The sequence below is a fragment of the Sphingopyxis sp. GW247-27LB genome (genome assembly GCF_002277025.1).
Taxonomy (GTDB): Bacteria; Pseudomonadota; Alphaproteobacteria; order Sphingomonadales; family Sphingomonadaceae; genus Sphingopyxis.
The window spans coordinates 200,039-213,498 of sequence record NZ_NIWD01000002.1 but is presented as its reverse complement, the minus strand read 5'-3'; the positions used below and the strand labels follow the sequence as shown (position 1 = coordinate 213,498).

Below are 13,460 nucleotides of genomic sequence, written 5' to 3'. Positions count from 1 at the left end.
CTGCATCCGTTTGCACTATTTTGCGTATTGTTGCAGGAATGGCAAGCCCGTTTTCCGTGGATGGCTATCTATTTGATTACAGCTATATAATTAGCTAAAATCCTAGAATTTCCTGAGAGTAATCCCGATAAAACAACCGAATCCCCTCGCCGAATACGATTGCATAGAGGCATATTTTATGCAAATATTTGCACATGAAAAGCCGATCAACCGCGCTCCGCAGCGCTTTCGCCAACTTCAGGGCGCGACCGGATGGACAGCGCCGCGCCGGCCGCGAGCGCGAGCAGCACGCCCGCGAGCCCCAGCGCCGGGCCGGGCTCGCCGCCGAACAGATGACGGATCGCGGGGCCGAGGCACACCGCCGCGACGAGCTGCGGCACGACGAGGAAGATATTGTGGATGCCCAGGTAAACCCCGACCTTCTCGAGCGCGACTGCGCTCACGATGATCGCATAGGGCAGCGACAGCACCGCCGCCCAGGCGAGCCCGATACCGAGCGAGGCGAGCCAAAGCAGACGCGGATCGGGCAAGGTCACGAAGCCCGCCATCCCCGCCGCGCCGCACAGCAGGCACAGCGCATAGGTGCGCCGCTCGCCGATCCGCGCGGCGACGGCGGGCAGGGCCAGCGCGGCGAGCGCGGCAACGGCATTGTAGCCGGCAAAGAGAATCCCGACCCAGTCGGCGGCGGCGTTGAACGGCGCCGAGGCGGCATCCGCGGTGCCGTAATGCGCCCGCGCCACCGCCGGCGCGGCATAGATCCACATCGCGAACAGGCCGAACCAGGTGAAGAATTGGACGAGCGCGAGCTGACGCAGCGCGTGCGGCATGCGCCGGAAATCCTCGACGATCTGCAGCATCCCGAGCGCGCCGTCGCCGCGCGCGCGGCGCCGCGCCACCGCGATCTCGGCCGCCCCGATCAACAGCGCCGCTCCCGCGAGCAGTGCCACCTCCCATTGCCAGTCGAGCGCGAGCGACAGGACCATCAGCCCGCCCCCTCCGGCGGCGAGTCCCCAGGCGCGGCGCAGCACCGGCGGCTCCGCCTCGCGCGCGTCGTCCGGGCGGCGGATGGGGCTGTCGGCGGGCCGCTCGGGCGTCGTCAGCACGGTCCACAGCATCGAGGCGAGCAGGCAGGCGGCGCCGATATAGAAGGCATAGCGCACCGACGGCGGCAGACCGCCCGCCTCGCCGACCCCCGACACGCCGAACCAGTTGACGAGCACCCACGGCAGCGACGAGGCGAAGACCGCGCCGGTGCCGATGAAGAAGACCTGCACCGCATAGCCGCGCGCCCGCTGCGCCTGCGGCAGATTGTCGGCGACCAGGGCGCGCGACGGGTCCATCGCGATATTGTTCGACGCGGTGAGCAGCCACAGCGCCGCGATCGCCGCCCACAGCGTGGCGGCATTGGGCATCAGGATCAGCGCGAGCGCCGACAGCAGCCCGCCGGCAACCAGAAACGGACGGCGCTTGCCGTGGCGCGAGCGCGAATGGTCGCTCAGATGCCCGATGATCGGCTGGACGATCAGCCCGGTGATCGGCCCCGCGATCCACAGCAGCGGCAATTCGGCGACGTCGGCGCCGAGCGCCTGGAAGATGCGGCTCGTGTTGGCGTTCTGCAGCCCCCAGACGATCTGGATGCCGAACAGCGCGAAGCACATGCTCCACAGGCGAAAGCCGTCCGCGCTGCGCGCGCGCGAAGCCTCGCCCCGAAGCGCCACCCCCTCGCCGCTATGCAAATCTTGCATTGCCCTCCCCTGCGCGGCTAACGCTCGCGGCGCCAGACACGGATGATCTGTTTATGACCCAGAGCAATACCAGATTGGAAGACCTCGCGAAGATGGCGGGCGTTTCGACCTCGACCGTGTCGCGCGCGCTCAACGATCATCCGCTCATCAGCCTCAAGACCAAGAAGAAAATCTGGGCGCTGGCGCGCGAGAATCATTATCCCTTCCGCAGCTCGATGCCCGCGGCACCGCTCGGGTCCGAAGGCTCGATCGTCGTCGTCACCCCGCATATGCAGGGCCGGCCGCTGCCGCTCTCGCACCCTTTTTTCCTCGAACTGCTCGCCAGCATCGGAGAGGCGGCGCGCGCGCGCGACTGCGACTTCACCGTCAGCCACACCGCGCCGCGCGATTTCGACGACCTCGTCGCGGTCACGACGACCAGCCGGGCCAAGGGCGTGATCTTTCTCGGCCAGTCCATGCTCCACGACGAATTCAACCGGCTCGCCGATTCGAACGGCAATTTCGTCGTCTGGGGCGCGCATCTGCCGGGACAGAAATATCGCTCGGTCGGTTCGGACAATCTGCTCGGCGGTCGCCGCGCGACGCTCCATCTTCTCCGCCTCGGGCGCCGGCGGATCGCCTTCCTCGGCAGCAGCGACCCCGAAGCGATGCAGCGCCGCCAGGGCTATCTCGAAGCGCTCGAATCGAGCGGCGTGGCTTTCGACGCCGCACTCGACGTCCGGGTCGATTTCGGCTTCGAATCGGCAGAAAGTGCGGCCGCCAAGCTCTTGGCACGTGGGCAGGAAATCGACGGCATCGTCGCGACGAGCGACCTCATCGCGCTGGGCGCGATCCGGGCGTTGCGCAAGGGCGGCCGGGCGGTCCCAAAGGATGTGTCGGTGGTCGGCTACGACGACATGCTGCTCGCACGGCTCAGCACCCCCGCGCTCACCACGATCCAGCAGGACACTGCCGAGGCCGGGCGGCGGCTGGTGTCGCAGGTCATGGATTCGGATTCGGAACAGCCGCCCGAATATCTGCCGACCAATCTGATCGTGCGGGAATCGTGCGGGGCGTAGCGCCCGCTATTCCGCCTTCGCCGGACAGGGCAGATTCTCGCCCACCGCCTCGACCTTCGCAGCGAGCAGCGTCGCCGCGAAGCCCTTGTCGGCGGTTACCGACACCGCATGGTCGACCCGCGCCAGATTGGCGCCCGCGTCGGCGAAGCAGCGGAGCGGGACCTTCAGCGTCGAAATCTCGCCCGCCGGCGCCGCCTTGACCATCGCGCCGACATCGAGCCGCACCCCGCCGAGCGCCAGCCTGACCGGGGCGCTGCCCGCGGCGTCGATCCGCCAGTCGAGCCGCAACGCGAAGCTGTTGTTGAGCTGGCGCGTCATGTCCGCGACCGGACCCGACAGATTGAAGGTCGCGGGGCCGGTCCACACGAAAGCCTTGCCGTCCTCCTGCGCCTTCACGTCGACCGAGCGCGTCTGGAGCAGGCCATAGCTGCTGTCCTGCGGTGCCGACCCGACCTGGCGCGAGCCGCCCGCGTCGGCGATCGACAGCGTCCACGGCGCCCGCGCGCGGCCGCCCGCGAAGAAATTCTCGACATTCATCATCGCCGCGACATCGACCCCCAGATCCTCCGGAAGCGCAGGCACGGTCTTCTTGTCGGCATAGGTCAGCCCATAGCCGACCGCGAACTGCGGCTTTTCGACCGGCGAGCGCGCATCGGCGGGCCACGCGAAGGGCAGCGTGCCGGTGAAATCCTTCGGTGCCTTTCCGTCCGCGCCCGCCACGAGCACATCGGCGACCCCGGCGCCTTGTGATCCCGGCAGCCACGCCGCGACGAAGGCGTCGGCGGCGTTGATCTCCGGGTTGGTGAACATCGGCCGGCCCGACAGGAAAAGCGCGACGACCGGCACGCCCGCGGCCTTGAGCTTCTTCAGCGTCGCAAGGTCGGTCGCTTCGGCAGGCTGATAGTCGAGCGTCGGCACGTCACCCTGAAACTCGGCATAGGGCTCCTCGCCGAATACGACGATCGCGACGTCGGGCTTGTCGGTGAAACTGCCGTCGGCCGACAAGGTCGCGCTGCCGCCCGCGGCCTCGGCCGCCTGTTTCAGCCCTTCCCAGATCGTCTGGCCGTTCGGAAAATCGTCGTGGGTGACGTCGGTGCCCTGCCAGCTGATCGTCCAGCCGCCTGCCTGCATCGCCATATTGTCGGCGCCGGGCCCCGTTACGAGCAGTTTGGCACCCGGTTTGATCGGCAACAGGCTCCCATTATTCTTGAGCAGCACCAGCGACTTGGCGACCGCTTCGCGCGCGACGGCGAGGTGATCGGGCGCGCCGACCGCCGCGAAATCGCCGCGGTCGACATGGTCGGTGTCGAACAGGCCGAGCTTGTATTTGACGCGCAGGATGCGGCGCACCGCATCGTCGAGCCGCGCCGCGCCGATCGTGCCGTCCTTCGCCTCCTTGAGCGTGCTTTCGTAAAGCCCCTTCCAGCTATCGGGCGCCATATACATGTCGAGCCCGGCGTTGACCGCCGACGCGCAGTCGGTGACGCTGCACCCCGCGACCTGGCCGTGGCCGTTCCAGTCCCCGACGACGAAACCCTCGAAGCCCATCTTGCCCTTGAGCGCATCGGTGAGCAGCCCCTTGTTGCCGTGGTTCTTGACCCCGTTCCAGCTCGAGAAGCTGGCCATCACGGTCAGCGCGCCGGCGTCGATCGCGGCGGGATAGCCTTGCGCATGCTTGGCGATCAGCTCCGCCTCGCCAATCTTGGCATCGCCCTGATCCTTGCCCTCGAAGGTGCCGCCGTCGGCGAGATAATGTTTGGCGGTCGCCGCGACATGCGTGGCGTCGACCGGCCGACCGGTCGCGAGCTTGCCTTGCAACCCGAACACCATCGCGCGCGCATAATCGGCGACGAACTTGGGATCGGACGAATAGCCTTCGTAGCTGCGCCCCCAGCGCAGATCCTGCGGCACCGCGAGCGTCGGGGCGAAAGTCCATTCGATGCCGCTGCCGGAGATTTCCGCGGCGGTCACCGCGCCGATGCGCTGAATCAGTTCGGGATCGTGCGCGGCACCGAGCCCGATATTGTGCGGGAAGAGCGTCGCGCCGGGGATATTATTGTGTCCGTGCACCGCGTCGACGCCGAAGATGATCGGGATCGCGACGCCATTGTCCTGAGGGCGCAGCGAGACGGCGCGGAACTCGCCGACCAGCTTGGCCCAGTCGGCGGCGCTCGACCGTTCGTTGCCGTTGGGTCCGCTGTTGCCGCCGGCGAGGATCGATCCGAGCGGATAGGTTTCGAGGTCCTTGGGGGTGACGGTGCTGATGTCGGCCTGGATCAGCTGGCCGACCTTCTGCTCGATCGTCATCCGCGCCATGAGGTCGTCGATGCGCTTCTCGGTCGCGGCGTCGGTGATCGCAGCGGGGCTCTTCGCCGCGGGCCAGAGTTCGGGATGGACGGTCGCGGTGCCCGCGCCCTCTTCGGGAGCGGCCGCCAGGGCGGTTCCCGCCAGCAAAAGCGCCGTCGCCATCGCAAGTGCCGATCGCTGCATCTCTATCCCAATCCCGATTATGTGAACGTTATCAATAATCGTCTTGCATAGCGCCTTCCCGAAATCAAGGGCTAGTTTGTGCGCCAGCGTCTCAGCGGATGCGCGGCATGGTCGCGAGCAGCAGCACCGCGCCCCCCGCGAGCGCGGCGAGCAGCAGGAACAGCACCCCGAACCCGAAGCCGGGGACGAGCGAGATCGTCAGCCACGGCATGATCAGCGACGGGACGGTGTTGGTGAGGTTGAACACGCCAAGGTCGCGCCCACGGCGGTCCGATCGCGGCAAAATGCGCAATGTCTGCCCCGAATGGAGCGAAAGGAACACCGTCGTCGCGATTCCGAAGACGAGGTAGCTCGCCTTCGCCGTATCGGCGTCGCCCGCGAGCGCCATGCCGACGAGCCCGACCGCCGAGACGCTCGCGCCGAGCACCAGCGGCCGAAAAGGGCGGTCCTTGCGGTCGGCCCAGCGCCCGGCGAGGAGCGCGATCGGCACCGCGGCGGTCAGCGCGAGGCTGAACAGCCGCGCCTTTTCATTGTCCTGCATGGCAGGGTCGATCGCACGAAACCAGAAATAAAGATAAGCAAACAACGCCGCCTCGGCGATCTGGACGAGCAGCCGCGCGAGCCACATACGAACCGCCGGTCCCTTCGGCCGCGCCGCGACATCGCCGTCGGCCTCGACCGGCGGGGGCGCCGTCAGCTCGGGGAAAGGCCGCGGCCGGCCGAGCAGCAGCACCGGCAGCACGGCCGCCGCGACGAGCAGCGCAACGACGCCGAGCCGGCCGTCGACCGACACGAGCCCGGGCATCGTCGCGATCGCGCCCGACCAGGCGCCGAGCGCGGGCGACAGCGCGAGCAGGCCGCCGAGCAGCCCTTTCTGCTCGTCGGGCACGCAGTCGCCCGCCCAGGCGGCGAGCGGGCCGAGCATCATGTTGAGCGCCAGTTGCCAGACGATGATAATGCCGATCAGCGTCCATACGTCCTTCGCGAGCGGCACCGAGAGCAGCAACGCGATCGTCAGCACCAACCCGCCCGAGACCCAGCCGCGGCGGTTGCCGGTGATGTCACTGAGCCAGCCGAAGAGGATGCCGCCAAGACTCGCGGCGACGGCGCCGCAGAAGGTGATATAACCGAGATACTGGACGTCGGCCTGACCCGCGAGTGTGGTCATCCGCGCGGGCAGCAAGATCGTCAGGAAAGGCACATAGGCCATCGCGCCGCCCGCGGCGGCGAGCGCATAGAGCAGCAGAAAGCCGAGCGATTGGCGGCGCGGAAAATCGCCGTCCCTCATGCCCGTCCGGGCGGCGGCGGCGCGGTCGACGCGCGCTCGACCAGGCTGCCGCGCACCACGGTCGGCGCGTCGACCTTCGGCTTGCCGCGTTGCTGGGCGATGATCAATTCGACCGCGCGCGACACCGTCTCGGCGATCGGCTGATCGACCGCGGTCAGCGGCGGCTGGGTGAAGCGAACGATCGGCGTATTGTCGAAGCTGATGATCGACAGGTCGCGCGGAATTTCGAGCCCGCGCGACCGTGCAACCTTGAGCGTCGCGAGTGCCATCTGGTCGTTGCTGACGATGATCGCGGTCGGCGCATCGGCGCCGTCGAGCAGGGTTCGCGCCGCTTGTTCGCCCGACGCATAGCTGAAGTCGCCTTCGACCAGAAGATCGTCCGTGCCGAGCCCAGCCGCTTCCATTTCCTCGCGCCAGCCCTCCACGCGCCAACCGCTCAGGCTATATTCGGGCGATCCGGCAATGAAACCGATCCGCCGATGGCCGAGGTCGATCAGGTGCCGCGTCGCGAGCTGCGCCGACCCTTCGTCGTCCATCGTCAGCGCGATGCCCGCCGCGCCGCCCAGCGACCCGATGCGCGCAAAAGGAATCTTCGCCTTGTCGAGCAGGCCCACGATCAGCGGATTGTCCGAATGCGGCGGGGTCAGGACCACTCCATCGGGCTGCAGCGCAGCGATCGTCGCGCGCAGTTCGCGCTCGACGTGGTCGTTGTGCGTGTCGACCAGTTCGAAGATCATCCGGTAGCCGAGCTCGGCGCATTTCAGCATCCCGCCGAGCAGCATCTGGTCGACCCAGTCGATCCCCTGCCGCCCCCGCCAGTCGGCGATGGTGCGCTCGCGGTCGTTGATCGCGAGGATCAGATAGGAACGCGAGCCGCTCATCCGCTGCGCCGCGATCGAGGGGACATAGCCGAGCTTGTCGATCGACGCCTGCACCCGCTCCTTCATCTCGGGGCGGACGTTGGGCTCGTTGTTGATGACGCGGCTCACCGTCTGCAGCGACACGCCCGCGTCGGCCGCAACATGCTTGATCGTCACCGACTGCCGCCGACGCCCCATCAGTCCTTCCGCCCCTCCGTCACGCCTTTATCCGTGCTGCTAGCGCCCTCTTCGCCGCTTTGCCAGACGCGAACCCAATCTATTTCCATCCTTTTCGGATAGCCCTCCGCGTCGACGCCGCCGACCCCGCGGCTCTCGGCCAGTCCGCCGCCGATCGCGAGGTTCAGGATCAGGTGGAAAGGCCGGTCGAAGGGCGCCGCCGGATCGCTCGACGCGCTCGTGCTCCAGTCGCCCGCGACCTGCGTCGCATAGACCCGGCCATCGACCGTCCAGTCGATCCGACCCTTGCGCCAGACGAGGCCGAAGACGTGCCAGCCGTCGAGTGGCGCGGCAAGCGCGGTTTCCGATCCCTTGTGCTTGTTGCCCGGCCACGCACCGCCGAAATGGAGCGTGCCGAGGATGCGGTTCTCGATCCCGCCCGCGCAGCCTGCGCAGCGCACGCCGAGGTTGACCGCCTCCAATATGTCGATCTCGCCCGACGCGGCCCAGGGGCCGTAGTGCGGGGTCTCGGGCAGCATCCAGATCGCGGGCCATGTTCCCTGCCCCTGCGGCAGCTTCGCGCGCACCTCGATCCGGCCATAGGTCCACGCCGCCTTGCCGCGGGTAACCAGGCGCGCCGAGGTGAAATCCCTGGTCGCGATCGCATCGGCCTTCGCGGGATCGCTGCGCTGCGATAGGGGAAAGGCGGGGCCGGTGCTGCGTTCGCGACGCGCCGTGATCACCAGCTTGCCATCCTCGATCGCAGCGTTGCGCGGATCGTCGGTGTAGCATTGCCGTTCCTCGTTGCCGCCGCCCCAGCAATCGACGTCGAAATCCCATTTCGCGGCGTCGATCCGCGGCCCGTCGAACTCGTCCGACCAGACGAGATGCCAGCCCTCCTTCGGCGCAGCCGCGGGCGCCGCCATCGCCGCGGCGAGCATCAGGCCGAGCGCGCCGATCATGCCGCCTGCGGCACCTCGGCGCCGCAATAGCGCGCGACATAAGATTGATGATCGGGCAGCGAGGCGACGGTGTCGGCGACTTGGCCGCGGATCATGCGAAGGAGCCTGTCAAGCTCGTCGTCGCGCAGCTTGGCCGCGATCGGGTGATAGCTTTCGGGTTCGACCCCCTGCCCCATCATCACCTGCACCCAGCTGTTCTCGGCGAACAATTCCTCGTTGCGGCGGAAGACGCGCCCTGTCTCGCGGAACAGCTCGATCTTCTGCTCGAGCGTGTCGGGGATCGGCATCGCCGCGCAATGCCGCCAGAAGGGGCTGTCGCGACGGTTGGTCACCTTATAGTGGCAGACGAGGAAGTCGCGGATCTGCACCATGTCCTGCATCTGCTGGTCGTTATATTCGGCGATGTCGCGTTCGCTGACCCGGCCCGCGGGCAACATCCGCACGAAGCGCAGCACCGAACGCTGGATCAGGTGGATCGCGGTCGATTCGAGCGGCTCCATGAAGCCCCCCGACAGCCCGATCGCGACGCAGTTGCGATGCCATTGCCGTCGCCGCGTTCCCGCGGTGAAGCGCAGGAAATTGGGCTCGGTCAGCGGATCGCCCTCGATATTGCCGAGCAGGCGTTCGAGCGCGGGCTCGCGGTCGAGGTAGCGGCTGCAATAGACGAGCCCGTTGCCGGTGCGGTGCTGCAGCGGGATGCGCCATTGCCAGCCGGCATCGTGCGCCATCACGCGGGTATAGGGCGTCGGCGGGCCGACGTTCGGGGTCTGGATCGCGATCGCAGAATCGCAGGGCAGCCAGTGGCTCCAATCCTCGAACCCCGCGTGAAGCGCGCCCTCGATCAGCAGCGCGCGAAAGCCGGTGCAATCGATGAAGATGTCGCCTTCGATCCGCCGGTCGCCATCGAGGACGAGCGCGGCGATGTCGCCGCTTTCGCCGTCGAGTTCGACGCGCGCGATCCGGCCCTCGATCCGTTTCGCGCCGTCGCCCTCCGCCATCTGGCGCAGGAAGCGCGCGTAGAGCCCGGAGTCGAGCTGATAGGCATAGTTGAGCCGGTCGTCCGGAAGATGCGCGAACTTGCCCTGAACCGCCGCGGCCAGTTCGAGGCAATAATCCTCATAGGGCGCGTCGTGCCCCTTCGCGCGTCCATGCAGCCAGAAATGCTGGAAACCCGCCGACCAATGATCCTTGCCGGTCAATCCGAAGCTGTGGAAATAGCGGGTGCCGAGGTCCTTCCAGTCGTCGAACAAGATGCCGAGCTTGAAGGTCGCCTGCGTCGCGCGCATGAAATCGGCCTCGTTGATCCCGAGCAGCCGGTTATAGTTGACCAACGGCGGGATCGTGCTTTCGCCGACGCCGATCGTCCCGATCGCCTCGGACTCGATCAGCGTCAGCTCGACGACCGGCCCCAGCGTCCGCGCGATCGCCGCCGCCGCCATCCAGCCCGCGGTGCCGCCGCCCGCGATCACGATCCGTCGCATTGCTTGCTCTTCCTTCATCGGCTCAGGGTCCTCAACAGATAGGCGCGGAGCTGCCCCGCGGTTTCGGCGGTCAGCGGCGCCAGCACGCCGCGCCCGGTTTCGGGAATATGGTCGGTGACGGTTCCGTCGTTCGCGAACACATAATGGTCGAAGAGCGCGCGCCACATCGCCTTGTCCTCCTCCGGAAGGTCGCGGATCGCGAGGATCGCGTGGTTGAGCGCGCCCTGCGGCTGGCCGAGCCACGCCGGCGTATCGCGCCACCAATAGTTGACGAGGATGTTGAAGGGCTCGAGCCCCTCGACATGGTGCCACCACATCGACGGGATGAATATCGCGTCCCCGGGCTCCAGCTCGACCGTCTGCGCATGGGCCATGGCGTCGACGAAACGCGGATGCGCGGCGAGGTCGGGCGCGTCGAAATCGACGAGGCTCACCGCGCGTCCGGCGGGCGTATTGTCGATCGGCCCCAGATAGAGGTTGCGGAACTGATCGGGGGGAAACAGCGTGAAGCGGCGCCGACCGGCCGCGCAGCAGGCGAGATTGTCAGGAAAATCGTTGTGCGCGGCGATGCGCGTGCGGGTGCCGATCCAGATGCTCTTGAACGGCTCGCGTGCACCGAGGTCGATCGGGTTCGCTTCGTCGAGCCCGTCGAAATGCGAGGGGATGTCGATCGAGGCGAGATAGACGGTGCGCGCCTCACCCTGCTCCTCCGCCGTGTCGAGCCCCGCGAAGATGTCGGGCAGCTTGCCGGTCCCGGTGCGGAAGTTCATCGCCATGCCGGCGTCGTAGAACAGCCGCCCGTCGTGTCCCGGCGGCCCGATCGCGACGGTGAAAGGGCGGTCGCGCGCGTGGTCCAGCAGATGCCGCCGCGCCGCGCGTGCCGATTGCCGTCCCGCCCGGACCAGCGGCCAGTCGGCGACCAGCCCGCGCAGGACAAAGGGCTCGCGCGCGCCTTTCAGCAACGCGTCGAGCCCCGCCCCCTTATCCCATTCGCGCTCGGGAACGCGCGCGAGCCGGTCGTAGATCGGGCCGTCGCGTTCAGCCACCGCGCGTCCGCCGGTTCTTGCGCTCGACCAGCGCCGAAATCTGCGACAGCGAGGCGAGCGCCATGAAGATCGGCATCAGATGGCCCGCCGCGTGCAGCTTGCCGAGCGTATCGGCGCCGAGCGCCGCGAGCTTCGCCTCGTCGATGATGTGAAAGCCGACGAGCGAATGCTTCGACCCGTCCGTAAGCGGCACTTCGAGCGTGAAGGGCTCGAGCAGGTCATGATCGCGCAGCGCCGCGAAAAATTCGCCGCTCGCGCGATAGCCCTCGTCGAGCGCACCGAGCCGTTCGGCGATCGCGTCCAGAAAGGGGGTCGCCATGCCGTCCTCGTCGAACAGTCGCACGCCCTCGCCCCCTTGGGCGATGCGCGGATGGTCGAGGTCGATATGGACCTGCCCCGGCCCCTCGCCGCCCGCCGGGCGCCCGACCAGAAAGGGCTGGATCGCGAGCGACCAGGGGCGATAGCGCGCGTCCCAGCGGTCGCCGTCGAGCATCAGATTCTCGCCATTCTCGAATCCGAAGAGCGCGAGCGCCATGAAATCGCCCTGCCCCGGCTCGCGGCGGAAGAGGATCGGGAAATGGCCCTGCACGCTGCGGAATTCGCTCGGCACCGTCAGCGTCGCCATTACCGCGTCGCCGAGCGCCGCGCCGACGTCGGTGCGCACGCGCAGGTCGCGATGAACATTCTTGTCGAGGGGCGCGTGGCTCGTCATCAATGCCCTTCCATATGTGCCGGCCCGGCGCCGCCCTCGGCGAGCAGCGCGTCGAGATAGGCCCGGTTGGTCGGCAGCGCCGCCGCGAGCGTGCGGGCGCGCTGCCCATTCGCGGCGAGCGCCGCCCGCGCGCGCTCGGTCGCGGCCTGCCCATCGGGCGCCGGGTGCCCCATGCCGTAGAGGATATATTGGTGGCTTTCGGCCGAGAAAATCTCCTCGGCCTGCGGGAAATCCCACGTCGATGGCGGCTGGTCGCGCCACAGCGCGAGCATGTCGGCGAGGCCCTGCGGCACATGCGCCGGGTCGCGCTGCGCGCGCCAATAGGGTTCGTCGCGGCGGCTCAACACATAATGGAGCTTCAGAAATTCGACGACCCGGTCCCAGCGGTAGCGGAACAGCGCGTTGAAGCGCCCGGCGTGGATCGGCATCGCGACGCGGCTCGCGGGAAAATTCTCGGTCAGCGCGCGCAGCGACAGCTCGATCAGCACGATCGCCGAGGATTCGAGCGGTTCGATGAAGCCCGCCGACAGGCCGACCGCGACGCAATTGCCCTGCCAGAAGCGCGCGCGGTGCCCGGTGGGGAAGCTGAGCTTGCGTATCGGAACGTCGGGGGCATCGGGCAGCGCAGTGGCGATATAGGATCGCAGCACCGTTTCGGCCGCCTCGTCGTCCATGAAGCGGCTCGCATAGACGCAGCCGATGCCGCGGCGAGCAGGGAGGCCGATGTCCCAGATCCAGCCTGCGGCATGCGCGGTCGCGACCGTCTGCGAGGCGATGGGGCTGCCCCGCAACACCGGCACCTGCGCCGCGAGCGCGCGGTCGTTAATCAGCACATCGCCGCGGTCGATCCATTCGACATCCAGATGCCGCCCGATCAACAGCGCCGCATGGCCGGTGCAGTCGAGGAACAGGTCGGCGGCGATCTCGCCATTTTCACGCGTGACGACGGCGGCGATTCCTCCTTGTCCGTCCGCCCGCACATCGACGACATGGTCCGCGAGATGGTTCACGCCGAGCCGCTGGACCGCGTGGCGCGCGAGCAGCGCCGCGAACTTCCCCGCGTCGAGATGATAGGCATAGTTGGCCGCGCCCTGATAGTCGGGCATCGCCCGCTGGCGCGGTGCGAGATCGCGCTCGCAGACATGGACCTGCGGGGTCATCGCTGCCGCGAAGGGCAGCTCGCTCGCATCGTCGCGCCATGCCGCAAGCAACGCGTGGGCAGGCATCCCTGGCGGCGAGGTGAAGGGGTGGAAATAGCGGTCGTTCGGGGCGCCATCGACCCAGCCGTCGAAACGCGACCCCTGCTTGAAGGAAGCGTCGCAGGCGGCGAGGAATTCGGCCTCGCCGATGCCGATCGAGGCGAGCGTCGCGCGCATCGTCGGCCACGTCCCCTCGCCGACGCCGATTGTCGGAATGTCGGGCGCCTCGATCAGCGTGACCGAAAGGTCCGGACGCGCCGCCGCGAGCGAGCAGGCCGAGAGCCAGCCGGCGGTGCCGCCGCCCACGATGACCACTCTCCCGACCATTCCGTTCATTGCCGATATCCCTGGGTCCTGACCCTATGCGAGCCGGCCCGCCGCGTCACGCAAAAGAGCCGCACCTGGGAGGAGGTGCGGCTCCCTCGCCAGAGCCATGGCGGGG

At 67.9% G+C, this 13,460-nt stretch carries 10 protein-coding genes; 1 reads left to right on the top strand and 9 read right to left on the bottom strand.

Translation table 11 applies throughout. The features are described 5' to 3' along the window. Positions 1 to 206: 206 nt before the first annotated feature. Positions 207 to 1,745, bottom strand: coding sequence for an MFS transporter (locus CD928_RS01085; RefSeq protein WP_255247000.1), 1,539 nt, complete (start codon positions 1,743 to 1,745; stop codon positions 207 to 209). A 53-nt stretch (positions 1,746 to 1,798) separates the two neighbouring features. Here CD928_RS01085 and CD928_RS01080 point away from each other — a divergent pair, with 53 nt between their 5' ends. Beyond that, entirely contained in the window at positions 1,799 to 2,803 is a 1,005-nt protein-coding gene (locus CD928_RS01080; protein ID WP_095383745.1) for a LacI family DNA-binding transcriptional regulator, read from the top strand. A gap of 6 nt (positions 2,804 to 2,809) precedes the next feature. On the opposite strand, the gene CD928_RS01075 is transcribed toward CD928_RS01080, so the two are convergent. From CD928_RS01075 to CD928_RS01040, 8 genes are all read right to left on the bottom strand, one after another. Continuing rightward, a complete protein-coding gene (locus CD928_RS01075) occupies positions 2,810 to 5,272 on the bottom strand; it encodes a glycoside hydrolase family 3 protein (RefSeq protein ID WP_255246999.1) in 2,463 nt (820 codons plus the stop codon). Between the two features lie 112 nt (positions 5,273 to 5,384). Beyond that, on the bottom strand, positions 5,385 to 6,581 hold the full coding sequence (locus CD928_RS01070) for an MFS transporter (protein ID WP_095383739.1): 1,197 nt from the start codon (positions 6,579 to 6,581) through the stop codon (positions 5,385 to 5,387). Then, positions 6,578 to 7,639, bottom strand: a complete 1,062-nt coding sequence (locus tag CD928_RS01065; RefSeq protein WP_095383736.1) for a LacI family DNA-binding transcriptional regulator — start codon at positions 7,637 to 7,639, stop codon at positions 6,578 to 6,580. The genes CD928_RS01070 and CD928_RS01065 overlap by 4 nt, the downstream gene beginning before the upstream one ends. Continuing rightward, positions 7,639 to 8,580 (bottom strand): family 16 glycosylhydrolase, encoded by a 942-nt coding sequence (locus CD928_RS01060; RefSeq protein ID WP_095383733.1) that lies wholly within the window; start codon positions 8,578 to 8,580, stop codon positions 7,639 to 7,641. The genes CD928_RS01065 and CD928_RS01060 overlap by 1 nt, the downstream gene beginning before the upstream one ends. Next, a complete protein-coding gene (locus CD928_RS01055; RefSeq protein ID WP_095383730.1) occupies positions 8,577 to 10,061 on the bottom strand; it encodes a tryptophan halogenase family protein in 1,485 nt (494 codons plus the stop codon). The genes CD928_RS01060 and CD928_RS01055 overlap by 4 nt, the downstream gene beginning before the upstream one ends. A gap of 14 nt (positions 10,062 to 10,075) precedes the next feature. Next, a complete protein-coding gene (locus CD928_RS01050; protein WP_095383727.1) occupies positions 10,076 to 11,107 on the bottom strand; it encodes a cupin-like domain-containing protein in 1,032 nt (343 codons plus the stop codon). After that, positions 11,100 to 11,819 carry a SapC family protein gene (locus CD928_RS01045; RefSeq protein ID WP_095383724.1) on the bottom strand — a complete coding sequence of 240 codons (720 nt, stop codon included), beginning with the start codon at positions 11,817 to 11,819 and terminating at the stop codon, positions 11,100 to 11,102. The genes CD928_RS01050 and CD928_RS01045 overlap by 8 nt, the downstream gene beginning before the upstream one ends. Next, positions 11,819 to 13,354: a tryptophan halogenase family protein gene (locus CD928_RS01040; RefSeq protein WP_095383722.1), complete on the bottom strand. Its 1,536-nt coding sequence runs from the start codon at positions 13,352 to 13,354 to the stop codon at positions 11,819 to 11,821. Before CD928_RS01040 ends, CD928_RS01045 begins: the two co-directional genes overlap by 1 nt. Positions 13,355 to 13,460: the final 106 nt, after the last annotated feature.

Coding starts and splice junctions, on each gene's coding strand:
- CD928_RS01085 (WP_255247000.1), bottom strand. CDS start 1,745: ATGCAAGATTTGCATAGCGGCGAGGGGGTGGCGCTTCGGGGCGAGGCT.
- CD928_RS01080 (WP_095383745.1), top strand. CDS start 1,799: ATGACCCAGAGCAATACCAGATTGGAAGACCTCGCGAAGATGGCGGGC.
- CD928_RS01075 (WP_255246999.1), bottom strand. CDS start 5,272: ATGGCGACGGCGCTTTTGCTGGCGGGAACCGCCCTGGCGGCCGCTCCC.
- CD928_RS01070 (WP_095383739.1), bottom strand. CDS start 6,581: ATGAGGGACGGCGATTTTCCGCGCCGCCAATCGCTCGGCTTTCTGCTG.
- CD928_RS01065 (WP_095383736.1), bottom strand. CDS start 7,639: ATGGGGCGTCGGCGGCAGTCGGTGACGATCAAGCATGTTGCGGCCGAC.
- CD928_RS01060 (WP_095383733.1), bottom strand. CDS start 8,580: ATGATCGGCGCGCTCGGCCTGATGCTCGCCGCGGCGATGGCGGCGCCC.
- CD928_RS01055 (WP_095383730.1), bottom strand. CDS start 10,061: ATGCGACGGATCGTGATCGCGGGCGGCGGCACCGCGGGCTGGATGGCG.
- CD928_RS01045 (WP_095383724.1), bottom strand. CDS start 11,819: ATGACGAGCCACGCGCCCCTCGACAAGAATGTTCATCGCGACCTGCGC.
- CD928_RS01040 (WP_095383722.1), bottom strand. CDS start 13,354: ATGAACGGAATGGTCGGGAGAGTGGTCATCGTGGGCGGCGGCACCGCC.